The following is a 24,559-nucleotide window of genomic DNA, read 5'->3' on the forward strand; positions in this document are numbered from 1 at the left end:
TGCCAGCATCCCTGCGTAGGCGCGAGCTCTGCTCGCGAAGTTTTTTCAGCCTGCACGTTCGCGAGCAGCGCTCGCGTCTACGAGTACTCTGCATAAGCCTGTTGACCCTTATCCTCGCCCTGCCCGCCCATGCCGAAGGCTTCATCACCCGCCTGCTGAACAAGCCGGTGCCGGGTGGTGTGGCAGTGGTCGATCTGGGTAATCCGGCGCAGGCGCCCAAGGTCCGCTATCAGGGTAAGCCGGTGCTCACCGTGCATGAAGACGGCCAGCGCTGGATCGCCATTGTCGGCATCCCGTTAAGCGTCAAGCCCGGCACCCAGCAGGTGGAGGTCGAGGGCGGTGCTCGCCTGACCTTCCAGGTCGGCGCCAAGCACTACGCCGAGCAGCGCATCACCATCAAGAACCAGCAACAGGTCACGCCCAACGCCAAGAACCTGGCACGCATCGAGCGCGAACTGGCCGAGCAGACCCGCGCCTATCGGCAGTTCAGCGCACGCCAGCCGAGCAACCTGTTGTTCGACAAACCGGTCAACGGCCCGCTGTCCAGCCCCTTCGGGCTGCGCCGTTTCTTCAATGGCGAGGAACGCAACCCGCACTCGGGGCTGGATTTCGCCGCCAACCGCGGCACGCCGATCAAGGCGCCGGCAGCCGGCAAGGTGATTCTGATCGGCGACTACTTCTTCAATGGCAAGACGGTGTTTCTCGATCACGGCCAGGGCCTGATCAGCATGTTCTGTCACCTCTCTGAAATCGACGTGAAGCTAGGCGACGAGATTTCCCGCGGTGGCCATATCGGCAAGGTTGGCGCCACTGGCCGCGCCACCGGCCCACACCTGCACTGGAACGTCAGCCTCAACGACGCGCGGGTCGACCCGGCGATCTTCATCGGTGCGTTCAAGCCCTGAGCGCATCACTGCGCAGCGGGAAAACCCACCCCGCCGCTTTGGGCACGTCAGGCAACTTTGCTAAGGTACGGCCCCCGAAAATCCGCAAAACAAAGATTATCGTTATTTCGCCACAGCCGAGTCGGAGCCGGATATGCCGAATGAGCTCAATACCTGGACGGAGTGGCTGGAGCAACAGCGGGAACTGCTCACCTTCAGCGCCACCCTCGCACTGATCCTGGCTGCCTGGCTATCGAACTGGCTGGTCAAGCACATTCTGGTGCGCGCCATCTATCGAGTGATCGGCGCTACGACCGTCGGCCAGCATGGCCGGATCAAGGAAAGCGGCATCATCAAGCGTCTTTCCAACGTCGTGCCGGCGCTGGTGTTGTCCAGTGGCGTGATGCTGGTACCGAACATGCCCGTGGCCGTCGTGGAGGTAACCCGCAACGTCTGCAGCGCCTTCATCGTGCTGACCATCGCCCTGGCCATCGCCGCGCTGCTGGATATTCTCAACACGCTTTACCAGCGTCGGCCGAGCGCACACCTGAAGCCGATCAAGGGCTATCTGCAGGTGATCAAGATCGCCATTTTCGCCATCGCTGCGATCCTCATCGTGGCCGCGCTGATCGACCGCTCGCCGCTGATTCTGCTGTCCGGCCTCGGCGCCATGGCCGCCGTATTGCTGCTGATCTTCCAGGACACCCTGCTGTCGCTGGTGGCCAGCGTGCAGATCTCCTCCAGCGACATCATCCGCGTCGGCGACTGGGTGGAGATGCCCAACCTGAACGCCGACGGCGACGTGATCGACATCGCCTTGCACACGGTGAAAGTGCAGAACTGGGACAAGACCATCACCACCATTCCGACCAAGCGCTTCATCACCGACCCCTTCAAGAACTGGCGCGGCATGCAGGAATCCGGCGGCCGCAGAATCAAGCGCGCGCTGTATCTGGACCAGACCAGCGTGCACTTTCTCAGCGATGAGGAAATCGCCCGCTTGCGGCGCTTCATGCTGCTCGACGAATACCTGGATCACAAGGATCAGGAACTGCGCGACTGGAACCTGAAGCTGGCCGAACACGGCAAGCAAGTGGTCAACACCCGTCGTATCACCAACATCGGCAGTTTTCGCGCCTACATCGAGCACTACCTGCGGCACAACCCGAACATTCACCAGAACATGACCCTGATGGTGCGCCAGCTCAGCCCGACCGCCGACGGCCTGCCGCTGGAAATCTACTGTTTCACCAATACCGTGGCATGGAGCGCCTACGAAGGCATCCAGTCGGACATCTTCGACCACCTGCTGGCCATCCTCCCCGAATTCGGTCTGCGCGTATTCCAGCACCCAAGCGGTGCGGACATGCGCGAACTACGTCCGGCCTTGCACCCAGCCCCTGAGCAGGCGCAGCCCGCAGCGGGAGCCAGCGTGCTCCCGCCAAGGCCTTGATGAAGCGCGAGCGCATTGCGCAATCAAAGCCTGCTGATCAACGAATTAACGCAACAAAAAACCACTCACCGACTACGGGCGCATTTTTTCACCAATTTTCTCTGCCTGCTTGCCAGGTTTTTCTCCAATAGTTAGGGTTGGCCTCATGAACATCTCGCAGACCCTCATCATCCTTCGGCAACACGCCAATCTCTGCCTGGTCGCGCAACGACTGCGCTAGGGTCTGCCGACCCCGAATCTCCCTGCTTTTTCTCCTTTCATTTTTCAGCACGGCCAGTCTGGCCTTCGCGTTCAGGATTGATTCATGAGCATGCTCAAAGACCCTTCGAAGAAATACCGCCCCTTCACCCAGATCCAGATTCCCGACCGTACCTGGCCGGACAAGATCATCGACAAGGCGCCGATCTGGCTGTCCACCGACCTGCGTGACGGCAACCAGTCGCTGATCGAGCCGATGGACGCCGAAAAGAAGATGCGCTTCTTCAAGTGCCTGCTCGCAGTCGGCCTGAAGGAAATCGAAGTGGGCTTCCCGTCCGCCTCGCAGACCGATTTCGACTTCGTCCGTGAGCTGATCGAAGGCGGCCACATTCCAGACGACGTGACCATCCAGGTGCTGACCCAGGCGCGCGACGACCTCATCGAGCGCACCTTCGAGTCGCTCAAGGGCGCCAAGAAGGCCATCGTTCACTACTACAACGCCTGCGCGCCGAGCTTCCGCAAAATCGTCTTCAACCAGGACAAGGCCGGCGTCAAAGCCATCGCCGTGGCCGCCGGCACCACCATCAAGCGCCTGGCCGACGCCGCACCGGAAACCCAGTGGGGCTTCGAGTATTCGCCGGAAGTGTTCAGCAGCACCGAGATCGACTTCGCCGTCGAGGTGTGCAACGCCGTGATCGACGTGTTCCAGCCGACCCCGGCGAACAAGTTGATCCTCAACCTGCCGGCCACCATCGAGTGCGCCACGCCGAACAACTACGCCGACCAGATCGAATGGTTCGGCCGCCATGTGAGCAAGCGCGACAGCGTGCTGATCAGCGTGCATACCCATAATGACCGCGGCACCGGCGTCGCCGCCTCGGAGCTGGCCGTCATGGCCGGTGCCGACCGCGTCGAGGGCTGCCTGTTCGGCAACGGCGAGCGCACCGGCAACGTCTGCCTGGTGACCCTGGCGTTGAACCTCTACACCCAGGGCGTCGACCCGCAGTTGGACTTCTCCGATATCGACGCCGTGCGCAAGGTGGTCGAGGACTGCAACCAGATTCCGGTACACCCACGCCATCCATACGTCGGCGACCTGGTGCATACCGCCTTCTCCGGCTCGCACCAGGACGCCATCCGCAAGGGCTTCGCCCAGCAGAAGGAAGATGCGCTTTGGGAGGTGCCGTACCTGCCGATCGATCCGGCCGACATCGGCCGCGACTATGAGGCGGTGATCCGCGTCAACAGCCAGTCCGGCAAGGGCGGCATCACCTTCCTGCTCGAACAGGAATACGGCATCAGCCTGCCGCGCCGCATGCAGATCGAATTCAGCCAGGTGGTGCAGCGTGAAACCGACCGCCTTGGCCTGGAGATGACCGCAGCGCAAATTTACCAGTTGCTCGAAACCGAGTATCTGCAAGCGCGCAGTCCCTACGCTCTGAAAGGTCATCGCCTGCAGGAAGAGAACGGTACCAGCGCCGTCGACGTGGAAGTCGTCGAAGGTGGTGAGAACCATCATTGGCGCGGTATTGGCAAAGGCCCGCTGGAAGCGCTGGCCGCCGCCCTGCCGGTGGCTGTCGAGGTCATGGACTACAGCGAGCACGCCATCGGCGCCGGCGCCAACGCCAAGGCTGCGGCGTACATCGAGCTGCGCGTCAACGGTGGCCGCGCCCTGCACGGCATCGGCATCGACGAGAACCTGACCACGGCCAGCTTCCGCGCCCTGTTCAGTGCATTGAACCGCGCCCTGAGCCAGGCCGAGTCGCAAGCGGCCTGATCCATCAGCGCTGAACACAAGAACGCCGGGCAATGCCCGGCGTTCTTGTGTGCGTACGTGGCCGTCTCGAGCGTAGGGCGGGTGAAACCCGCCACATGGGTCCGGCGGGTCGCACCCGCCCTACCGACGTTGGTAGCCTGGATGAAATCCGGGAAGCGGCATTCAGATATCGAAAATCATCAGCACCGCGAACATCAGCGCAGCCAGGCCCAGGGTGAACAACAGGCCGATACCGGCCGCACGCCAGTTGGATAGGAACGCACCGCCGGCCTCGACATGTTGCTTGAGGTCGGCCTCCTGCAGATTCTTTGCCAGCATGATCATCGCCATCAGTTGCGCGACAGCGAACGGTAGCGCCGGCACCTCCTCGGGCAGCACGAATGCCAGCACCAGCGTAACCAAAAGCAGTACGACGGAAATGCCCCAGACCATGGCCACGCGATGCGCCTGACCGAGCAGCTGCAGGTTATGCGCCAGCAGCCAGGCACCAGCCAGCGGCGTGCCGATAAAGGTCGCCAGACCGACGCCAGCGATGCTGTAAAGCGGCTGCTGATTGGTGGTGGCTTGCTGCAGGTCGGCCTGCGGTGTCTGGAAGGGATTGCTTTGTTGCACGTCCATGTCGTGTCACTCCGGATCAATTCAAGGTAAAAGCGTCGGCATCCAGGTGCGCGGGGAACCGCTCGCGGTAGGCGGCCAGGGCCTGGCTCGAAAGCGTCGCGCGAAACACACCATCGCCATCGCCGGCCGCCAGGAGCGTCTCGCCCTGGAAATCCAGCACCTGGGAATCGCCAGTATAACCATGGCCCTTGCCGTCCTCGCCGACGCGGTTCACAGCCGCGACATAGCACAGGTTCTCGATGGCTCGCGCCGGCAGCAGGCGGTTCCAGTGCTGGCGGCGAGCGCCGGGCCAGTTCGCGGTATAGAGCAGCAGATCGGTGCCAGCGGCATCGCGGCTCCACACCGGAAAACGCAGGTCGTAGCAGATCAGCGGGCGCACGCGCCAGCCGTTGAGCTCCAGCACCACCTGCTGGTCGCCCGCGCTGTAGTGCTTGTGCTCGCCGGCCATGCGAAACAGATGACGTTTGTCGTAATGCCCCAGCGAACCGTCCGGGCGCGCCCAGAGCAGGCGATTGCGGTAGCTGCCGTCGGCCGCCTGGATGATCAGGCTGCCACAGACCACCGCGCCGATGGCCTGCGCCTGTGCCCGCAACCAGAGCGTCGTCGGGCCGTCCTCAGGCTCGGCCAGGTCCGCCGACTCCATGGAAAAACCGGTGCTGAACATCTCCGGCAAGATCACCAGATCGGCGCCACGTGCCTGCTCCAGTAGTGTCTGAAAATGCTCGCGATTGGCGACCGGGTCATGCCAGGCCAGGGTGGTCTGGATCAGCGCCAGATCAAGATCGGGTCTGTTGCTCATTGGGGCCTCACAGAATGGGGGACGTCTAGTCCTCTGCTCGCGAATGACGCCCACGAAAGCTTCGCGAGCACAGCTCGCTCCTAGGGTTCACACCGCACAGAGCTTCTCGGCGGCCTGGCGCAGGGTGTCCTCGCGCTTGGCAAAGCAGAAGCGCACCAGGCGCATGTCCTTGGGCGCGGATTGATAGAACACCGATACCGGTATCGCCGCCACGCCATGCTCGCGGGTCAGCCACTCGGCCATGGCCACATCGTCCAGATCCGGGCGAACGGCCGAATAGTCGGCCAGCTGGAAATAGGTCCCCGGCGCCCGGGTGAAGGTGAAACGCGAACCGCCCAGCAGGTCGCAGAACAGGTCACGCTTGGCCTGGTAGAAAGCCGGCAACGCCTCGACATGCTCGGGACAGGCAGCCATGAACTCGGCCAGGCCGAACTGCAGCGGCGTCACTCCACAGAAATTGACGTACTGGTGAATCTTGCGCAATTCGGCGGTCAATGCGGGCGGCGCCACCACATAACCGGTTTTCCAGCCGGTAACGTGATAGGTCTTGCCGAAGGAGCTGACCACGAAGGCACGCCGATACAGCTCCTCGTGCGCCAGCACGCTGGCATGGCGGGCGCCGTCGTAGATCAGGTGCTCGTAGACCTCATCACTGATCACATGGATATCGCGCCCACGAATCAGCTCGGCCAGCTTGTCCAGATCAGCGCGCTTCAACAGTGCGCCGCTGGGGTTGTGCGGCGAGTTGAGAAAGATCAGGCGGGTACGCGGGCTGATGGCATCACTCAGGCGCTGCCAGTCCACGGCGAAGTCCGGTAATGCCAGGGGTACGTGCACGCAGCGCCCGCCGGCCAACTCCACCGACGGCTCGTAACTGTCGTAGCAAGGGTCGAGCACGATGGCTTCATCACCCGGACGGATCAGCGCCTGCACCGCGCAGAAGATCGCCTCGGTAGCGCCGGGGGTGATGGTGATCTCGCTGTCGGCATCCCGCTGCACGCCATAGCTGCGGGCGATCTTCGCCGCCACTTGCTGGCGCAACGCGGGCAGGCCGGTCATCGGCGAATACTGGTTACGCCCTTCCATGACGTGGCGCGCCACGGCTTCGCGTAGTGCCTGCGGCCCATCGAAATCGGGAAAGCCCTGAGACAGATTGATCGCACCAGTCTCCAGCGCGAGCTGGGACATCCGCGTGAAGATGGTGGTGCCGACGTTGGGCAGTTTGCTGACAATCATGGCTACAGGCTTCAGGCCCCAGGCTGCAGGAAATTGCGTCCAAGCTTATCGCCTGCAGCCTGTAGCTTGAAGCCTGGGGCTATTTTTTCTTGTCCTTGCGCTTCTTCTCGGCCTTCTTGTGGTGGCTCATCAGGCGGCGCTTCTTGTTCACCTGGCGATCGGTGAGCTTGTTCTTGTTGCCCTCGTAGGGGTTTTCGCCGCCCTTGTACTCGATGCGGATTGGCGTCCCCACCAGTTTCAGCACGCGGCGGAAGGTGTTCTCCAGGTAACGGGTGTAGGCGCGCGGCACGGCGTCGACCTGGTTACCGTGGATCACGATCAGCGGCGGGTTGGCACCGCCCAGGTGGGCATAGCGCAGCTTGATGCGGCGACCGTTGACCAGAGGCGGTGCGTGGTCACTGACGGCGTCTTCGAGAATCTGCGTCAGGCGGCTGGTGGGCCAGCGGGTGATGGCCGATTTGAAGGAGGCCTGTACCGACTTGTACAGATGGCCGACGCCCGTACCGTGCAGGGCGGAGATGAAGTGGATATCGGCGAAGTCGACGAAGAACAGCCGGCGCTCCAGCTCGGTCTTCACGTAGTCCTTCTGCCCCTGATCCATGCCATCCCACTTGTTCAGGGCGATGACCAGGGCGCGGCCGCTTTCCAGCACGAAGCCGAGCAGGTTGAGATCGTGGTCGACCACGCCCTCGCGGGCGTCCATGACGAACACCACGACGTTGGAGTCCTGGATGGCCTGCAGCGTCTTGACCACGGAGAACTTCTCCACGGCCTCGAAGATCTTGCCACGACGGCGCACACCGGCGGTATCGATCAGGGTGTACTTCTCGTCGTCACGCTCGAAGGGGATGTAGATGCTGTCACGGGTGGTGCCGGCCTGGTCATAGACGATGACCCGCTCTTCACCGAGCATGCGGTTGACCAGGGTGGACTTGCCGACGTTGGGCCGGCCGATGATGGCCAGCTTGATGCCGTCCTTCTCGCTGGGGCCGGGGATGCGCTTGGCTTCCTGGCCTTCGAGCACCTCCTCCTCTTCGGCGCCCTCTTCCGGCTCGCCGGCATCCTTGGGGAAGGCACCGAGCACCACTTCGAGCATCTGGGTGATGCCGCGACCATGGGCACCGGCAATTGCCAGCGGCTCGCCCAGGCCCATGGGGCTGAATTCGGCGCGGGCCAGATCGACATCGAGGTTGTCGACCTTGTTCACCACCAGGAAGCTCTGCTTGTTACGACGGCGCAGGTGCTCGCCGATCATCTGGTCGGAGGCGGTCATGCCGGCACGCGCGTCCACCAAAAACAGCACGGCATCGGCCTCTTCGATGGCCTGCAGCGACTGCTCGGCCATCTTCGCGTCGATGCCCTCCTCGTCACCGGAAATACCGCCGGTGTCGATCACGATGTAGGTACGCCCCTGCCACTTCGCCTCGCCATACTGGCGGTCGCGGGTCAGACCGGACAGGTCGCCGACGATGGCGTCGCGGCTGCGGGTCAGGCGGTTGAAGAGTGTGGATTTGCCGACGTTCGGCCGACCCACCAGGGCAATTACGGGAACCATCAGGCTCTCCACTTGAGTTGATTCAGAAAATGCAAAGGCCGCTGCATGGGCAGCGGCCGGGATACTGCGTGCTGCCAGGTTAAGGCAGCATAGTCGGCTTACTTGATGGTCAAAGCCACCAACTTGCCGCTATTGCCGTAGACATACAGCCAGTCCCCCACCACCAGCGGCTGGGCGCGCAGGCCATCGCTGTCGATGCGGGTACGGCCAACGAAGCGACCATCGACCTGGCTCAGCAGGTGCAGATAGCCCTCGAAGTCACCCACGGCGACATAACTGGAGAACACCGCCGGGCCCGAGAGCTGACGGCGCGCCATCGAATCATTGGTCCACAGGGCCGAGGCGCTGCGCTCGTCGATACCTTCGACGGTACCGCTGGCATGGCTGACGTAAACGTTGCCGAAGCCCTGAGCGACGCCTACCGAGCTGGAGGCTTCGCGCTGCCACAGCACGCGGCCGGACTCAAGGTCCATGGCCGCGACACGGCCCTGGTAGCTCACCGCGTAGACGGTGCCGCCGGACAGCAGCAGACCGCCGTCGATATCCACCACGCGCTCCAGCTCGGAACGACCTTGCGGAATGGCAACGCGCTGTTCCCAGACCGGCAGGCCGCGCTGGGCGTCGACCGCAATCACTTTGCCGCTGGACAGACCGGCGACTACCAGGCGGTTGGTCACCAGCGGCGCGCCGGTACCACGCAGGGTCAGCACGGCCGGGGTGTTCTCGACGATCCAGCGCTGGCTGCCGGTGCTGGCATCGAAGGCGATCAGGCGGTCGTCCTGGGTCTGCACCACGACGATATCGCCATTGGTGGCCGGCGCAGCCAGCACTTCGCTGGTCACGCGCGAACGCCATTGCTCTTCGCCGTCGCTGGAGTCCAGCGCGATCACTTCGCCCTTGAGCGTACCCAGCAGTACCTGGCCGTAGCCAACGCCGATGGCGCCGGACACCGGGATGTCGAGCTTCTTGCGCCAGATGACCTTGCCGCTGGTGCGGTCCATGGCCATGACCAGACCCTCGACGTCGGCGGCGTAGATCACCTCGCCATCGATGGCCGGTACCAGCATGTTGAAGGTTTCGCCCTGACCATCTCCAACGGAGCGGCTCCATTCGGTGCGCAGCTCAACTTCAGCGTCGAACTTGGTCAGTTCGGCGGGCGGCAGTTCCTTCTTGCTATTGCTGCTGCAACCCACGGCCAGAACGGCCAGAGCCAGCAGTGCGGCATTCTTCCAACGCATCACGTCACGCATCCCCTTTTGCCAGGTCGTCCAGCTTCATCTGCAGACCGCCAACGGCGGCGTCTTCGGCCAGCGCATCCTTGGCCTTCTGATAGGCAGCGTGCGCGTCATCGCTGCGACCCAGCTGAGCCAGCAGGTCGCCCTTGAGTTCTTCGCGGCTGGCGAGGTAGGCATCCTCGACCTTGGCATCGAGCAGCTTGAGCGCATCATCGGCCTTGTCCTGAGCAGCCAGGACACGCGCCAGACGCTGACGCGCCAGTTCGCCGAGCGTGGCATCGGCCGGCTTGTCGAGTATGCGCTGCAGCGCGGCTGCGGCATCGTCGAGACGATTGGCTTCGACCGCGACCTTGGCGACGAACAGGCTGCCATACTGCGCGTAGTGAGTACCGCCAAACTCGCTGTCGAGCTTGCCGGCCAGTTCGGCGACTTTAGCGGCATCGGGCTTGCCAGCCGGGTCCAGCGCGGTTTCCAGCAATTGCTGGTAGAGCACCGAAGCGCCTTGCGCCTGATTGTCCTGGTACTTCTGCCAGCCCTGCCAGCCGAATACAGCCACCAGCGCCAATACGCCGCCGGCCAGCAAAGGCTTGCCGTTGCGATCCCACCAGTCCTTGATTTGCGCGATCTGTTCGTCTTCGGTCTGCATGTCTAACCCCGTACTCCTAATCGAGAGCCTGCTCAGGCCTGCTGGCAGGCGGCCAGATGCTCAGCCAGAGCATCCCAGGCAACGCTTTGTTGTTCACTGTCGTCGCGCAGCGGCTTGCAACCTACCACGCGCCCTGCCAATTCGTCGTCCCCCAGAATCAGCGCATAGCGCGCGCCACTCTTGTCGGCCTTCTTGAACTGGCTCTTGAAACTGCCGCCACCGCTATTGAGCAACAGGCGCAGCCCCGGCAGCTCGTCGCGCAGACGCTCCACCAGAGTCAGCGCCGCCAGCTCCGCCGTCTCGCCAAAGGCGCAGACGTAGACATCGGCGGCGCGGTTGAGCTCGGCCGGCAACAAGTCCAGGGTTTCCAGCAGCAGCACCAGGCGCTCGACGCCCATGGCGAAGCCGACACCCGGCGTGGCCTTGCCACCCAGCTGCGCCACCAGTCCGTCGTAGCGGCCACCGGCGCACACCGTACCCTGAGCGCCGAGCTTGTCGGTGACCCACTCGAACACGGTGCGGTTGTAATAATCCAGACCGCGCACCAGCTTGTGGTTGATCTGATAGCGAATACCTGCAGCGTCCAAACGCGCCTTGACGCCCTCGAAGTGCAGACGCGACTCCTCGTCGAGGTAGTCGCCCAAGGTCGGCGCACCGACCAGCACGGCCTGAGTCGCCTCGTTCTTGCTGTCGAGGATGCGCAGCGGGTTGGTGGTCAGTCGGCGCTGACTGTCTTCGTCAAGCTGGTCGAAGCGCTCCTGCAGGTAGGCCACCAGAGCGTCGCGATAGGCAGCGCGTGCCTCGCTGGAGCCCAGACTGTTGATCTGCAGGGTCACGGCATCGGCCAGGCCGAGCTGCTTCCACAGACGCCAGGTGAGCACGATCAGTTCGGCGTCGACATCCGGCCCCGGCAGGTTGAAGGCTTCCACCCCGACCTGGTGGAACTGGCGGTAGCGACCCTTCTGCGGCTTCTCGTAGCGGAACATGGGGCCGGCGTACCACAGTTTCTGCACCTGACCACCACCGCTCAGGCCATGCTCGAGCACGGCGCGCACGCAGCCGGCAGTGCCTTCAGGGCGCAAGGTCAGCGACTCTTCGTTGCGGTCGAGGAAGGTGTACATTTCCTTGTCGACCACGTCGGTGCCTTCGCCGATACCGCGGGCAAACAGCTCGGTGTACTCGACGATGGGCAGGCGGATCTCCTTGTAGCCATAGCCATCGAGCAGGCTGACCAAGGTGCTTTCCAGGTAGCGCCAGGCAGGCGTCTGCTCCGGCAGGATGTCGTTCATGCCACGAATGGCTTGCAGGGACTTGCTCAATTGTTTTCCTTAAAGCACGGATCAGCCGCGCACGATCACGGCGGCATCGGCGGCGACCTTTTCGGCAGCCTTGTCGCGGATGAGCTTTTCCAGCTCGTCCACCAGATTTTCGTTGGTCAGCTTCGAGGCCGGTTTGCCGTCGATGTAGACCAGGTTGTTCGGGCTACCGCCAGTGAGGCCGATATGCGCCTCCTTGGCTTCGCCGGGGCCGTTGACCACGCAGCCGATCACGGCCACGTCCAGCGGCACCAGCAGGTCCTCGACGCGAGCTTCCAGCTCGTTCATGGTCTTGACCACATCGAAGTTCTGCCGCGAGCAGCTCGGGCAGGCGATGAAGTTGATGCCGCGCGAACGCAGGCGCAGCGACTTGAGAATGTCGAAACCGACCTTGATCTCCTCCACCGGATCGGCAGCCAGGGAGATGCGGATGGTATCGCCAATGCCCTCGGCCAGCAGCATGCCCAGGCCAACCGCCGACTTCACGGTACCGGAGCGCAGGCCACCGGCTTCGGTGATGCCCAGGTGTAACGGTTGCTCGATCTGCTTGGCCAACAGGCGATAGGCCTCGACGGCCATGAACACGTCGGAGGCCTTCACGCTGACCTTGAAGTCAGGGAAGTTCAGGCGATCGAGATGCTCGACGTGGCGCAAGGCGGACTCGACCAAGGCCTCGGGCGTCGGCTCGCCGTACTTCTTCTGCAGGTCCTTTTCCAGGGAGCCGGCGTTGACGCCGATGCGGATCGGGATGCCCTTGTCGCGTGCAGCCTCGACCACCGCCTTGACGCGATCCTCGCGGCCGATGTTGCCCGGGTTGATGCGCAGGCAGTCGACGCCCAGCTCGGCCACGCGCAGGGCGATCTGGTAGTCGAAGTGAATGTCGGCCACCAGCGGTACGCGCACCTGCTGCTTGATGCGGCCGAAGGCCTCGGCGGCGTCCATGTCCGGTACGGACACGCGCACGATGTCGGCACCGGCATCTTCCAGACGACGGATCTGCGCCACGGTGGCGGCCACATCGTTGGTGTCGGTGTTGGTCATGCTCTGTACGGCAATCGGCGCATCGCCGCCTACCGGTACCGAGCCAACCCAGATCTTGCGCGACAGTCGGCGCTTGATCGGCGATTCGCAATGCATGCTTTACATCCCCAGTGTCAGGCGCGCGGTTTCGCCAGAGATATGCGGCGTGACGTCAACGCTTTCGCCGTTGTAGGTCACCTGAGCGCCACGAGCAAAGCCCAGGTGCAACTTCAGCGGCGCCTTGCCGGTCAGTTCGATACGCTCACCACTACGCTTGAGGGCGCTGAGCAGGACCTTGCCATCGGCATCGGTCACCTGCGTCCAGCAATCGGCGGTGAACTGCACCTTCAGCGCACCCTGACCGGCAGGCACCGCAGCAGGTGCGGCGGGCTCGGCGACGGGGGCCGGCGCGGTGGCGGTCACAGCAGGTTGATCCTGTTCGGGAGCGACCGGAGCCTCGGCTCCTGCGTCAGCTGTCTCGCCCTCAGCCGCGCCGGACTCTGCAGCAGGCTGTTCGGCGGTAGCGGTTTCTTCCGGAGCTTCGCCCGGCTCCGTTGGCAGCAACAACGGGCTGGTCTGCTCGCCGCCCTGGGCCGCTACCACGGCCTGGTCTTCCGGCTCGGCCAGCGAGTGCACCTGGGTAGTGCCATCGGCGCCTTCGACTTCCACATGCTCGAGCCCCAGATCAGCCAGGCTGGTGACTGGACGCCCCTGGTCCTGCCACCAGACAAAACCGCCACCGATCAACGCCAGCAACAACAGGAAGCTGACCAGGCGCAGAATACTTTGCGAATAACGTACAGGTTCTTCGATACGCCCCAGAGCATGCACGCTGCTACCAGTGGCATCGGTACCGGTGAACTGGTCGAACTCCATTACCAGGCGGTTCTGGTCCATTTCGAGCAGCTTGGCATAGGCACGAATGTAACCACGGGCGAAGGTGGTCCCCGGCAGCTTGTCGAAGGCCCCCGCCTCGAGCTGGGCGAGACGCTGAGGAGTCAGATTGAGCTGCGCCGCCACCTCGGCGACACTCCAGCCCTTGAGCTCACGGGCCTGACGCAGGCTATCGCCCGGGTTGCTCGGCATCGGCTGGTTCACTTCACTATCCGCCGCTTTCATCGTTGCCCCGAAACATATTGCTGATATTCCTGAGAAGCCGGATACAGGCGCCGCAGTTGCAGTCCCAGGCTGGCCGCCTGGTCACGGTCCTCGAAAATCTCGGCCAGGCGCGCCCCCAGAAGCAGGCTGCGTGCGTTCTGCGGTGCCATTTCGCTATAGCTTTCGTAGTAACGACGGGCCGGCACGTATTCTTTGTCCTCGAAGGACAGCGCGGCCATTTCCAGCATGGCGCGTGGCTGGCGGCTGCTCAGACGCAAGGCCCGCTGGAAATACTCTTTGGCCTGCTCACGCTGGCCAAGTTGCAGAGCCGTCATGCCCAGGTTCTCGAACACACGGGAACGTTCCGGGTAGAGATTGTCCTCGGCGGCCTTGAGGTAGGTGCTCATGGCCTCCTGATAGCGCTTTTGCTCGAACAGGAAGCCGCCGTAATTGTTCAGCAGACGGGCATCCGTTGGCCGCTGGGACAGCGCCTTGCGAAAATGCTCGTCGGCCAGTTTCGGCTCCATTTCCAACTGAAAGGCCATGGCCAGAGCGGCATGCGCGTCGGCATTGGACGAATCCAGTTCGAGGGCATTCTTCAGCGGCACCTTGGCGAGCTGTGTATCGCCCTGCTGGATGTAGGCGATGCCTAACTGAACATAAGCGTCGCGTGCCTGGTCACGCCCTTTCGCCGTACGCATGGGGTCGACATCGCCAGTGGTCACACACCCACCAAGCAGACTGGCAACGAGCAATAACAGCGCAGGGCGCAAGGTCATAGGCATCCTCTCTTCAATTTCGATTGGCGGCAGTACGAGGCTCTGGTGCCTCGCTGCCCAGCTGGCGCACGGCAATGTAACGCTCGCTGCGCCGAGTACGGTCCATGACCTGGCCGACCAGCTGGCCACAGGCAGCGTCGATATCGTCACCACGGGTGGTGCGTACCGTGACGTTATGCCCGGCCTTGTGCAACAGGTCCTGGAAGCGGCGAATGGCGTTATTGCTCGGCCGCTCGTACCCCGAGAAGGGGAAGGGATTAAACGGAATCAGATTGATCTTGCAAGGCACATCGGCCAGAAGTGCGACCATCTGCTCAGCGTGCTCGGGCTGATCGTTGACGCCCTTGAGCAAGGTGTACTCGATGGTCAGCACGCGCTTCTCGCCCAGCTTGGATATATAGCGCTTGCAAGCTGCCAGCAGCATGTCCAGCGGATACTTCTTGTTGATCGGCACCAGCTGATTGCGCAACTCATCGTTCGGCGCGTGCAGCGACAGGGCCAGGGACACGTCGATGACGTCGGCCAGCTTGTCGATCATCGGCACCACGCCGGAGGTGGACAGCGTCACCTTGCGCTTGGAGATGCCGTAGCCGAGGTCGTCCATCATGATCTGCATGGCGGATACGACGTTGTCGAAGTTCAGCAGTGGCTCGCCCATGCCCATCATCACCACATTGGTGATGGCGCGATCGATCTTCGCCGGCACGCTGCCGAAGGATTTGTTGGCAATCCATACCTGGCCGATGATCTCGGCGCTGGTCAGATCGCTGTTGAAACCCTGTTTGCCGGTGGAACAGAAACTGCAATCCAGGGCACAACCGGCCTGCGACGACACGCACAGGGTGCCGCGGCCGTTCTGCGGGATATACACGGTTTCCACGCAGCTGCCCGACGCCACACGCACCACCCACTTGCGCGTGCCATCGGCAGAAATATTTTCGCTGACCACTTCCGGGCCGCGAATCTCGGCAGAGGCCTCGAGCTTCTCGCGCAAGGCCTTGCCGACGTTCGTCATGGCGGCGAAATCATCGACGCCAAAGTGGTGAATCCACTTCATCACCTGGCCGGCACGGAAGCGCTTCTCGCCGATGGACTCGAAGAACTGTTCCATTTCCGGCTGGGTCAGGCCCAGCAGGTTGATCTTGCCGGTGGTATTGGTCATGGCTTCACCCTCGCTTCATTCGCCAATCAGCGAATGCGCGCGCACAGCTCGGTGGCGGAGAAGAAATAAGCGATCTCGCGCGCAGCGGAAGCTTCGGAGTCCGAACCGTGAACGGCGTTCTCGTCGATGGAAACGGCGAAGTCAGCACGGATGGTGCCGGCAGCAGCTTCTTTCGGGTTGGTGGCGCCCATCAGTTCGCGGTTCTTGGCAACGGCGTTCTCGCCTTCCAGAACCTGAACGATGACCGGACCGGAAGTCATAAAGGCAACCAGATCCTTGAAGAAGCCGCGCTCGCTGTGCTCAGCGTAGAAACCGGCAGCTTCGCGCTCGGACAGTTGCACCATCTTCGAAGCGACGACGCGCAGACCGGCCTTTTCGAAACGGGTGGTGATCTCACCGATGACGTTCTTGGCAACGGCGTCAGGCTTGATGATGGAGAAAGTACGTTGAACAGCCATGTGAAGCTCCAGAAACTTTAGGGTTAAAGCGAAAAATTAAACCCGCGAATTATACGCGGGTTCAGGTTAAAAGCGTAGGGCAGGCGCCGTAAGCGCCTGTTTCAATCGAGCTCTTCGATCCAGGCGGCCTGGATCGCTTCCAGCACCTTCTCACCGCCGCGTTGCGGGTCATCGGAGAACTGCGGCAGCGCTACCACCCAGCGATGCAGATCGACGAAGTTCACGTAGCGCGGATCGACATCCGGCTTCTGCTCGCTCAGCTCGATGGCGATGTCCAGTACATCGGCCCATTTCAGACTCATGACAGATGCCTCCTGGACTTAATGCGGCGCTTCGGCCGCATGATTGAGCGAATACTTGGGAATTTCGACGGTAAGGTCTTCCTCACCGACGATAGCCTGGCAGGCCAGGCGTGACTGGGCCTCCAGCCCCCAGGCCTTATCCAGATAGTCCTCTTCCAGCTCGTCAGCCTCGTTCAGCGAATCGAAGCCCTCGCGTACGATGCAGTGACAGGTGGTGCAGGCACACACGCCACCACAGGCGCTTTCCATCTCGATATGGTGCTCATGGGCCAGTTCGAGGATGGAGATACCGGGTTCGGCCTCGACCACCAGACCATCCGGGCAGAATCGCTCGTGGGGCAGAAAAATTACCTGCGGCATCAATTATTCCTCGATCTCGTTCAGATTGCGCCCGGCCAGCGCGGCTTTAACCGTCGAATCCAGGCGCCTGGCAGCGAATGCATCGGTGACCTGCGACAGGCGCTTGGTCTGGCGCTCGATGGCCAGGCCGTCGCTGCCGGCCAGCAGATCGCGCAACTCCTGCACCTGCAGCTCGATGACCTCGCGCTCCTCGGCATCCAGCAAGCGCTCGCCATCAGCCTCCAGGGCACCTTCGACCGCCTCGATCAGGCGCTGGGCATCGACCTGCTGCTCACGTAGCACGCGCGCGGCCTTGTCGTCGCCGGCGTTCTGGAAGGAGTCCTGCAGCATGCGGGCGATCTCGCCATCGGTCAGACCGTAGGACGGCTTGACCTGAATGCTCGCCTCGATCCCGGAGCTCAGCTCGCGCGCCGCGACACTGAGCAGGCCGTCGGCATCGACCTGGAAGGTCACGCGAATCTTCGCCGCACCGGCGACCATGGGTGGAATGCCGCGCAGCTCGAAACGTGCCAGGGAGCGGCAATCAGCGATCAGCTCGCGCTCGCCCTGCAGCACATGAATCATCATGGCCGTCTGGCCATCCTTGTAGGTGGTGAACTCCTGCGCACGCGCCACCGGAATGGTGGTGTTGCGCGGAATCACCTTCTCCATCAGCCCGCCCATGGTTTCCAGACCGAGCGACAGAGGGATCACGTCCAGCAGCAACAGCTCCTCGCCATCGCCACGCTGGTTGCCGGCCAGGGCATCGGCCTGGATCGCAGCGCCAATGGCCACCACCTGATCAGGGTCGATATTGGTCAGCGGCGCGCGCCCGAACAGCTCGCCCACCGCCTCACGTACGCGCGGCACGCGGGTCGAGCCACCGACCATGACCACCGCACTGACCTCCTCCAGCTCGACGCCCGAATCGCGAACGGCGCGACGGCAGGCCTTGAGGCTGCGCGCCACCATCGGCTCGATCAGCGCCTCGAATTGCTGACGCGACAACGAACCTCGCCAGTCGCCATGGCTCAGCTCGACGCTGTCGGCCTCCGTCAGCGCTTCCTTCGCTGCGCAGGCGGCCTGCAGCAGGCTACGCTGGGTCGCCGGATCGAGATCGCTGGAGATGCCGGCCTGCTGGATGATCCAGTCGGCGATGGCGTGATCGAAGTCATCACCACCCAGCGCGCTGTCGCCGCCAGTCGCCAATACTTCGAACACACCGCCGGTCAGGCGCAGGATGGAGATATCGAAGGTGCCACCACCCAGATCGTAGATCGCGACCACACCTTCGGCCTTCTGATCCAGACCGTAGGCGACAGCCGCAGCGGTGGGCTCGTTGAGCAGACGTAAAACAGTGAGACCGGCGAGACGCGCAGCATCCTTGGTGGCCTGACGCTGAGCGTCATCGAAGTAGGCAGGCACGGTAATCACCGCACCGACCAGCTCGCCACCCAGAGTCTGCTCGGCACGCAAACGCAGCGTCTTGAGAATTTCTGCAGAAACCTCGACCGGGCTCTTCGCACCCTGCACCGTCTCGATGAACGGCATATGCGACTCGCCCGCCGCGAAGCGATAAGGCAACTGCTCGCCAAGCTGATGAACGTCGGCGATACCACGGCCCATCAGGCGCTTGACCGACAGCACGGTATTGAATGGATCACTGGCAGCGGCGCGCTTGGCCGATTCGCCGACTTCGATACTTGCTTCGTGATAACGCACGGCAGAAGGCAGGATGACCTTGCCGGCATCGTCAGCCAGGGGTTCAGCCAGGCCACTGCGCACCGCAGCAACCAGTGAATTGGTGGTGCCCAGGTCGATTCCCACCGCCAGCCGACGCTGGTGCGGTTGCGGACTCAGTCCTGGCTCGGCGATCTGCAATAAGGCCATGGTCTTCTTGAATCATCAGGCAGGCTGCCGCGGCAACCTACAGGTTAATCGTCGAGGCGCTCTTCTAACTGGCGCACTTCATGAGAGAGCTTGTCGAGGAACTGCATACGGCGCATCAGGCGCTCGGCCTCTTCACGGCGAGCATCGTCGTCCCAGCATGCTGCGAAGCTCTCGTTGAGCTGCTCCTGCGCCGCTTTCAGGCGCCGCTTGAACGCAGCGACGCCGGCGAGATCAGCATCATCCTGCAGTTCTTCCAACTCTTCGCGCAGTTGCATCTGCTGCAGAAGAAAATCCGGATCCTGCACCGTCACTTCCAGCGGCAGCTCGGGGCCACGCATGGCCAGCAGATAGCGCGCTCGCTGCGACGGCGTTTTCAGAACCTGATAAGCCTCGTTGAGGCAGGCAGAGCGCTCCAGCGCCAGGCGCTGCTCACGCTCACCGGCGTCAGCGAAGCGATCCGGATGAACCTGACGAGCCAGCTCACGATAACGCGCGGCCAGCTGATCCAGATCCAGACGAAAGCTCGGCTGCAGGTCGAACAGGGCGAAATGACAGGGGTTACCCATTCAGGGCCTCAAACATTGAAGCTTTCGCCGCAACCGCATTCGCCGCGCACGTTGGGGTTATTGAACTTGAAGCCCTCATTGAGGCCTTCCTTGACGAAGTCCAACTCGGTGCCATCGAGATAGACCAGGCTCTTGGGATCGATGATCACCTTGACGCCATGGCTCTCGAATACCTGATCCTCTGCCGCCAGTTCATCGACGAACTCGAGCACGTAGGCCAGGCCGGAACAACCGGTCGTACGCACACCGAGGCGAATGCCCTCGCCCTTGCCGCGCCCCTCGAGAGAGCGCTGCACATGGCGGGCCGCTGCTTCAGACATGGTGATGGCCATTGCAAACCTCGTATCAGAGCAAGCCTTTCTTCTGCTTGTAATCGCGAACGGCGGCCTTGATGGCGTCCTCGGCGAGTACGGAGCAGTGAATCTTCACCGGCGGCAGCGCCAGTTCTTCGGCGAGCTGGGTATTCTTGATGCTTTCCGCCTCATCGAGGGTCTTGCCCTTCATCCACTCGGTGGCGAGGGAGCTGGAGGCGATAGCCGAACCGCAACCGTAGGTCTTGAACTTGGCGTCTTCGATCACGCCACTTTCGCTGACCTTGATCTGCAAACGCATCACGTCGCCGCAGGCCGGTGCGCCGACCATGCCGGTACCGACGTCCGGGTCCTCGGCATTCAGCTTGCCGACGTTGCGCGGGTTTTCGTAGTGGTCGATGACCTTGTCACTGTAAGCCATGTTGTACTTCCTCTCTCATCAGGTGCCGCTCTTCATGCGGAGCGCCAATTGAGCGATCCGCCTCGGCAGCTATCAGTGTGCTGCCCATTCCACGGAGGAAAGGTCGACACCTTCTTTGAACATATCCCACAGGGGCGACAGTTCGCGCAGCTTGTCCACGGCTTCGCGGACCTTGGCAGCGGCGTAGTCGACTTCTTCTTCGGTGGTGAAGCGACCGAAGGTGAAGCGGATCGAGCTATGCGCCAGCTCGTCGTTGCGGCCAAGGGCGCGCAGCACGTAGGACGGCTCCAGAGAAGCCGAGGTGCAGGCCGAACCGGACGATACGGCGAGGTCCTTGAGCGCCATGATCAGCGACTCGCCCTCGACGTAGTTGAAACTCAGATTGAGATTGTGCGGCACGCGGGCAGTCAGGCTGCCGTTGACGTACAGCTCTTCCATGTTTTCCAGCTGGCGATAGAAACGATCACGCAGAGCGGTGATGCGCTGGTTCTCCGCCGCCATTTCTTCCTTGGCAATGCGGAAGGCCTCGCCCATGCCAACACACTGGTGAGTGGCCAGGGTACCCGAGCGCATGCCGCGCTCGTGACCGCCACCGTGAGTCTGCGCCTCCAGACGCACGCGCGGCTTGCGGCGCACGTAGAGAGCACCAACGCCTTTGGGGCCATAAGTCTTGTGCGCGGAGAAGGACATCAGGTCGACCTTCATCTTCTCCAGGTCGATCTCCACCTTGCCGGTGGACTGCGCCGCATCGACATGCAGCAGCACGCCGCGGGAGCGGGTCAGCTCGCCGATGGCAGCGATGTCGTTGATGGTGCCGATTTCGTTGTTGACGTGCATCAGCGACACCAGGGTGGTGTCGTCACGCAGCACGGTTTCGACCATGGCCGGCGTGATCAGGCCATCCTCACCGGGCTCCAGGTAGGTCACTTCGAAGCCTTCACGCTCGAGCTGACGCGTGGTGTCCAGCACCGCCTTGTGCTCGATCTTCGAGGTAATGATGTGCTTGCCCTTGCTGGCGTAGAAGTGCGCCACGCCCTTGATCGCCAGGTTGTCGGATTCGGTGGCGCCGCTGGTCCAGACGATTTCGCGCGGATCGGCATTGACCAGCTCGGCGACCTGACGGCGCGCGTTCTCCACTGCCTCCTCGGCCTTCCAGCCGAATACGTGCGAGCGCGACGCCGGGTTGCCGAAGTTACCGTCGACCAGCAGGCACTCGCTCATTTTCTGCGCGACACGCGGATCGACCGGCGTGGTGGCGGAATAATCGAGGTAAATGGGCAATTTCATTGGTTTCTCCTATCAGGCAAACGCCCTGCTCACTCGATGGCAGACGCTTCAATCTTATCCAAATGCGGCGTAGTGCTTCTGCCGGAGCAGCGACGCTGATCCTGGCGCAACGCGACCTCCTGAACCTCACGGCGCACGACCAGATCGGCCAGACTGATGCCACTGAGGAACTCATGAATTTGCTGACTGAGATCGCACCACAAATGATGGGTCAGACAGGTATCGCCAGAGTGGCAATCGCCCTGCCCCTGGCAGCGCGTGGCATCCACGGACTCATTGACCGCATCGATCACCTGCGCCACCTGAATGCCGCGCATGTCGCGCGACAGCTGATAGCCACCACCGGGCCCACGCACGCTGGAAACCAGGTTGCCGCGGCGCAGCTTGGCGAACAGTTGCTCGAGATAGGACAGGGAAATGCCCTGCCGCTCGGAAATATCGGCCAGGGAAACGGGACCGTGCTGCGCGTGCAGCGCCAGATCGAGCATGGCGGTAACGGCGTAACGGCCTTTGGTGGTCAGTCGCATGGTTCTACCACGAATCACTGAATTGCGACGAAGTATGCGATTCCCGAGTATTTAAGTCAACTATAAGACCTATTGATTTACTCGGGATTGACCGCGAAAGGAGGCGGCATCATAGCAAACGCCGCCCCTGCATGCATCAGGCAGCAGGCTTGTCGCCCGACTGCTGATCCTTGCACACGTCGGCGAAGTCCTCGTCGCGCAGGCTCGGCAGGTCCTTGGCGCAATAGTCGCTCCCCAATGCCGTCAGCGCCTTGCACACCCCTTCCAGACGCCCGTCGACCGCGTGCAGATGATCGAGCAGCTGGCCGATGGCTCGCGCGACCGGGTCCGGCATGTCCTGACCGACGCCATAGGCATCGAAGCCGATCTTCTCGGCCATGGCCTGACGCTTGGCCTCCTGCTCGTCATCGGACTTGACGATGATCTTGCCAGGAATGCCGACCGCCGTGGCGCCGGCCGGCACCGCCTTGGTCACCACGGCATTGGAGCCGATCTTGGCACCGGCGCCGACCGTAAACGGGCCCAGCACCTTGGCACCGGCCCCGACGACGACGCCATCTTCCAGCGTCGGGTGGCGCTTGCCCTTGTTCCAGCTGGTGCCGCCCAGGGTCACCCCCTGATACAGCGTCACATCATTGCCGATTTCGGCGGTCTCACCGATGACGATGCCCATGCCGTGGTCGATGAAGAAGCGCCGGCCGATCTTCGCCCCCGGATGAATCTCGATCCCCGTCATCCAGCGTCCGAAATTCGATACCACGCGCGCCGGCCACTTCCACCCCGAACGCCACAGCGCATGAGCCACTCGATGCAGCCAGACGGCATGCAACCCCGGGTAGCAGGTCACCACCTCGAAGGCATTGCGCGCCGCCGGATCACGGTGAAAAACGCTCTGGATATCTTCTCGCATGCGTTCAAACATCAGACTTCCCCTGCTTGTGAGGCTCTCCACGCACGGCCTTCTCCGTCTCGGTAAGGATGCCGCGCAGGATATTCATTTCCAGCTTGCTCACCGCACTGCGCCCGTAAAGTCGACGCAGGCGGGTCATCAGGTGCCGCGGCTTCTGCGGATCGAGAAAACCGATCATCACCAGCACGCGGCGCAAATGGCCGTAGAAAGACTCGAGCTCATCCGCCGTCGCCGCCTGGGAGTTGAGCATCGCCGTGGTTTCCAGCTTCTCCACCTTGCTCGGCAGATTCTGCGCCGTCAGCCAGGCCATGCGCACCTCATAGGCCAGCACCTGCACCGCCGCCGCCAGGTTCAGCGAGCTGAACTCCGGGTTGGACGGGATATGCACGTGGTATTGACATCGCTGCAGCTCCTCGTTGGTCAGGCCGGCATATTCGCGGCCAAACACCAACGCCACTTCGCCGCCGGCAGCAGCCTGCTCGCAGCTGGCCACACCGCACTCGCGCGGATCGAGCAGCGGCCAGGGAATGCGCCGATCACGCGCACTGGTTCCGACGACCAACGTGCAGCCAACCAAGGCCTCTTCCAGCGTACCGACCACTTGCGCAGCGTCCAGCACATCGGTGGCGCCAGAGGCACGCGCGACGGCATCTCCGCTGGGGAAATCCTCAGGAGCCACCAACACCAGGCGTGACAGCCCCATGTTTTTCATCGCCCGTGCGGCACCGCCGATATTGCCCGGATGACTGGTACCCACCAGAACGACGCGAATATTGTCCAGCAACGCAGACACTCTCAGAAACGATTAGGGGCCGACGATCTTACCCAAGGCCTGGCGTGATTGCCATGCAAGGTACAGACGGCGCTTCATCAATATCGGTTTTCTGCTAACATGGCCGGCTTTCTTTAACGCCCCAGGTGAACCTCCCATGCAGCCCATGCTGAATATCGCCCTGCGCGCCGCTCGCAGCGCCGGTGAAATGATCTTTCGCTCCATCGAGCGCCTGGATGTCATCTCGGTCGACGAGAAGGATGCCAAGGATTACGTCACTGAGGTCGACAAGGCCGCCGAACTGATGATCGTCCAGGCCATTCGCAAGGCCTACCCGACCCACAGCTTCCTGGGCGAAGAAGGCGGGGTACTGGAAGGCAGCGGCGAAGGCGCCGACTATCAGTGGATCATCGACCCGCTGGACGGCACCACCAACTTCGTTCGCGGCGTGCCGCACTTCGCCATCAGCATCGCCTGCAAATACCGCGGTCGTCTCGAGCATGCCATCGTTCTCGACCCGGTTCGCCAGGAAGAATTTACCGCCAGCCGCGGTCGTGGCGCCGCCCTCAACGGCCGCCGCCTGCGCGTGAGCAATCGCAAGAGTCTGGAAGGCGCCCTGCTCGGCACCGGCTTTCCGTTCCGCGACGGCCAGCTCGATCACCTGGACAACTACCTGAACATGTTCCGCAGCCTGACTGGCCAGACCGCCGGCATCCGCCGCGCAGGCGCTGCCAGCCTGGACCTGGCTTACGTTGCGGCCGGCCGTTTCGACGCGTTCTGGGAGTTCGGCCTGTCCGAGTGGGACATGGCGGCAGGCGCACTGCTGATCCAGGAGGCTGGCGGCCTGGTCAGCGATTTCAGCGGCAGCCATGAATTCCTCGAGAAGGGCCAGATCGTGGCCGGCAACACCAAGTGCTTCAAAGCCGTGCTGACCGCAATCCAGCCGCACCTGGCACCCTCGATGAAGCGCTGAGCTTTCATCGAGTAATAAAAAAACGCC

Annotated in this window: 26 protein-coding genes; 4 read left to right on the forward strand and 22 right to left on the reverse strand. The window is 62.6% G+C overall.

What is annotated here, in order from left to right:
- The first annotated feature begins 92 nt into the window (after window positions 1-92).
- The 3 genes from GYB81_RS23085 (at window position 93) to leuA (ending at window position 4,312) form a co-directional block, all read left to right on the forward strand.
- Entirely contained in the window at window positions 93-905 is an 813-nt protein-coding gene (locus tag GYB81_RS23085) for a peptidoglycan DD-metalloendopeptidase family protein (protein WP_161867596.1), read from the forward strand.
- Between the two features lie 133 nt (window positions 906-1,038).
- Window positions 1,039-2,337 carry a mechanosensitive ion channel family protein gene (locus tag GYB81_RS23090; protein WP_161867581.1) on the forward strand — a complete coding sequence of 433 codons (1,299 nt, stop codon included), beginning with the start codon at window positions 1,039-1,041 and terminating at the stop codon, window positions 2,335-2,337.
- A 304-nt stretch (window positions 2,338-2,641) separates the two neighbouring features.
- The gene (gene leuA, locus GYB81_RS23095) at window positions 2,642-4,312 is read left to right on the forward strand and encodes a 2-isopropylmalate synthase (protein WP_161867580.1); all 1,671 of its coding nucleotides are present in this window, start codon (window positions 2,642-2,644) and stop codon (window positions 4,310-4,312) included.
- A gap of 162 nt (window positions 4,313-4,474) precedes the next feature.
- On the opposite strand, the gene GYB81_RS23100 is transcribed toward leuA, so the two are convergent.
- The 22 genes from GYB81_RS23100 to trmJ all read right to left on the reverse strand — a co-directional run bounded on the left by GYB81_RS23100 (window position 4,475) and on the right by trmJ (window position 23,571).
- Window positions 4,475-4,930: a hypothetical protein gene (locus tag GYB81_RS23100; RefSeq protein WP_161867579.1), complete on the reverse strand. Its 456-nt coding sequence runs from the start codon at window positions 4,928-4,930 to the stop codon at window positions 4,475-4,477.
- A gap of 16 nt (window positions 4,931-4,946) precedes the next feature.
- Window positions 4,947-5,729, reverse strand: a complete 783-nt coding sequence (locus tag GYB81_RS23105) for an amidohydrolase (protein WP_161867578.1) — start codon at window positions 5,727-5,729, stop codon at window positions 4,947-4,949.
- 87 nt (window positions 5,730-5,816) lie between these two features.
- Complete coding sequence (locus GYB81_RS23110; RefSeq protein WP_161867577.1) at window positions 5,817-6,965, reverse strand: pyridoxal phosphate-dependent aminotransferase; 1,149 nt, start codon at window positions 6,963-6,965, stop codon at window positions 5,817-5,819.
- A 79-nt stretch (window positions 6,966-7,044) separates the two neighbouring features.
- On the reverse strand, window positions 7,045-8,520 hold the full coding sequence (gene der, locus GYB81_RS23115) for a ribosome biogenesis GTPase Der (protein ID WP_161867576.1): 1,476 nt from the start codon (window positions 8,518-8,520) through the stop codon (window positions 7,045-7,047).
- Window positions 8,521-8,618: 98 nt separating this feature from the next.
- Entirely contained in the window at window positions 8,619-9,770 is a 1,152-nt protein-coding gene (bamB, locus tag GYB81_RS23120; protein WP_024309249.1) for an outer membrane protein assembly factor BamB, read from the reverse strand.
- Complete coding sequence (locus tag GYB81_RS23125; protein ID WP_161867575.1) at window positions 9,763-10,401, reverse strand: tetratricopeptide repeat protein; 639 nt, start codon at window positions 10,399-10,401, stop codon at window positions 9,763-9,765. Before GYB81_RS23125 ends, bamB begins: the two co-directional genes overlap by 8 nt.
- Before the next feature lie 32 nt (window positions 10,402-10,433).
- Window positions 10,434-11,720, reverse strand: coding sequence for a histidine--tRNA ligase (gene hisS / locus GYB81_RS23130; RefSeq protein ID WP_161867574.1), 1,287 nt, complete (start codon window positions 11,718-11,720; stop codon window positions 10,434-10,436).
- A gap of 21 nt (window positions 11,721-11,741) precedes the next feature.
- The gene (ispG, locus tag GYB81_RS23135) at window positions 11,742-12,854 is read right to left on the reverse strand and encodes a flavodoxin-dependent (E)-4-hydroxy-3-methylbut-2-enyl-diphosphate synthase (protein WP_161867573.1); all 1,113 of its coding nucleotides are present in this window, start codon (window positions 12,852-12,854) and stop codon (window positions 11,742-11,744) included.
- 3 nt (window positions 12,855-12,857) lie between these two features.
- A complete protein-coding gene (locus GYB81_RS23140; RefSeq protein WP_161867572.1) occupies window positions 12,858-13,856 on the reverse strand; it encodes a RodZ domain-containing protein in 999 nt (332 codons plus the stop codon).
- A complete protein-coding gene (pilW, locus tag GYB81_RS23145; protein WP_161867571.1) occupies window positions 13,853-14,614 on the reverse strand; it encodes a type IV pilus biogenesis/stability protein PilW in 762 nt (253 codons plus the stop codon). The genes GYB81_RS23140 and pilW overlap by 4 nt, the downstream gene beginning before the upstream one ends.
- Before the next feature lie 13 nt (window positions 14,615-14,627).
- Window positions 14,628-15,776 (reverse strand): dual-specificity RNA methyltransferase RlmN, encoded by a 1,149-nt coding sequence (gene rlmN, locus GYB81_RS23150; protein WP_161867570.1) that lies wholly within the window; start codon window positions 15,774-15,776, stop codon window positions 14,628-14,630.
- A gap of 26 nt (window positions 15,777-15,802) precedes the next feature.
- Window positions 15,803-16,234, reverse strand: a complete 432-nt coding sequence (ndk, locus tag GYB81_RS23155; protein WP_017675177.1) for a nucleoside-diphosphate kinase — start codon at window positions 16,232-16,234, stop codon at window positions 15,803-15,805.
- A 101-nt stretch (window positions 16,235-16,335) separates the two neighbouring features.
- The gene (gene iscX, locus GYB81_RS23160) at window positions 16,336-16,536 is read right to left on the reverse strand and encodes a Fe-S cluster assembly protein IscX (RefSeq protein ID WP_024309256.1); all 201 of its coding nucleotides are present in this window, start codon (window positions 16,534-16,536) and stop codon (window positions 16,336-16,338) included.
- An 18-nt stretch (window positions 16,537-16,554) separates the two neighbouring features.
- Window positions 16,555-16,896 (reverse strand): ISC system 2Fe-2S type ferredoxin, encoded by a 342-nt coding sequence (gene fdx / locus GYB81_RS23165; RefSeq protein WP_003459694.1) that lies wholly within the window; start codon window positions 16,894-16,896, stop codon window positions 16,555-16,557.
- A gap of 3 nt (window positions 16,897-16,899) precedes the next feature.
- Window positions 16,900-18,765, reverse strand: coding sequence for a Fe-S protein assembly chaperone HscA (gene hscA / locus GYB81_RS23170; protein WP_161867569.1), 1,866 nt, complete (start codon window positions 18,763-18,765; stop codon window positions 16,900-16,902).
- Between the two features lie 44 nt (window positions 18,766-18,809).
- Entirely contained in the window at window positions 18,810-19,331 is a 522-nt protein-coding gene (gene hscB / locus GYB81_RS23175) for a co-chaperone HscB (protein ID WP_161867568.1), read from the reverse strand.
- Between the two features lie 8 nt (window positions 19,332-19,339).
- A complete protein-coding gene (gene iscA / locus GYB81_RS23180; protein ID WP_003246232.1) occupies window positions 19,340-19,663 on the reverse strand; it encodes an iron-sulfur cluster assembly protein IscA in 324 nt (107 codons plus the stop codon).
- A 13-nt stretch (window positions 19,664-19,676) separates the two neighbouring features.
- A complete protein-coding gene (gene iscU / locus GYB81_RS23185; protein WP_017362576.1) occupies window positions 19,677-20,063 on the reverse strand; it encodes a Fe-S cluster assembly scaffold IscU in 387 nt (128 codons plus the stop codon).
- Window positions 20,064-20,135: 72 nt separating this feature from the next.
- Complete coding sequence (locus GYB81_RS23190; RefSeq protein WP_161867567.1) at window positions 20,136-21,350, reverse strand: IscS subfamily cysteine desulfurase; 1,215 nt, start codon at window positions 21,348-21,350, stop codon at window positions 20,136-20,138.
- A gap of 29 nt (window positions 21,351-21,379) precedes the next feature.
- Window positions 21,380-21,877: a Fe-S cluster assembly transcriptional regulator IscR gene (gene iscR, locus GYB81_RS23195; RefSeq protein ID WP_013716861.1), complete on the reverse strand. Its 498-nt coding sequence runs from the start codon at window positions 21,875-21,877 to the stop codon at window positions 21,380-21,382.
- A gap of 136 nt (window positions 21,878-22,013) precedes the next feature.
- Window positions 22,014-22,799 (reverse strand): serine O-acetyltransferase, encoded by a 786-nt coding sequence (gene cysE, locus GYB81_RS23200; protein WP_161867566.1) that lies wholly within the window; start codon window positions 22,797-22,799, stop codon window positions 22,014-22,016.
- On the reverse strand, window positions 22,792-23,571 hold the full coding sequence (gene trmJ / locus GYB81_RS23205; RefSeq protein WP_161867595.1) for a tRNA (cytosine(32)/uridine(32)-2'-O)-methyltransferase TrmJ: 780 nt from the start codon (window positions 23,569-23,571) through the stop codon (window positions 22,792-22,794). The genes cysE and trmJ overlap by 8 nt, the downstream gene beginning before the upstream one ends.
- A 145-nt stretch (window positions 23,572-23,716) precedes the next feature.
- Between trmJ and suhB the strand changes: the two genes are divergently transcribed.
- The gene (suhB, locus tag GYB81_RS23210) at window positions 23,717-24,532 is read left to right on the forward strand and encodes a type III secretion system regulator SuhB (protein ID WP_061241128.1); all 816 of its coding nucleotides are present in this window, start codon (window positions 23,717-23,719) and stop codon (window positions 24,530-24,532) included.
- Window positions 24,533-24,559: the final 27 nt, after the last annotated feature.

This window comes from Pseudomonas yangonensis (assembly GCF_009932725.1).
In the GTDB taxonomy this organism is placed as follows: domain Bacteria; phylum Pseudomonadota; class Gammaproteobacteria; order Pseudomonadales; family Pseudomonadaceae; genus Aquipseudomonas; species Aquipseudomonas yangonensis.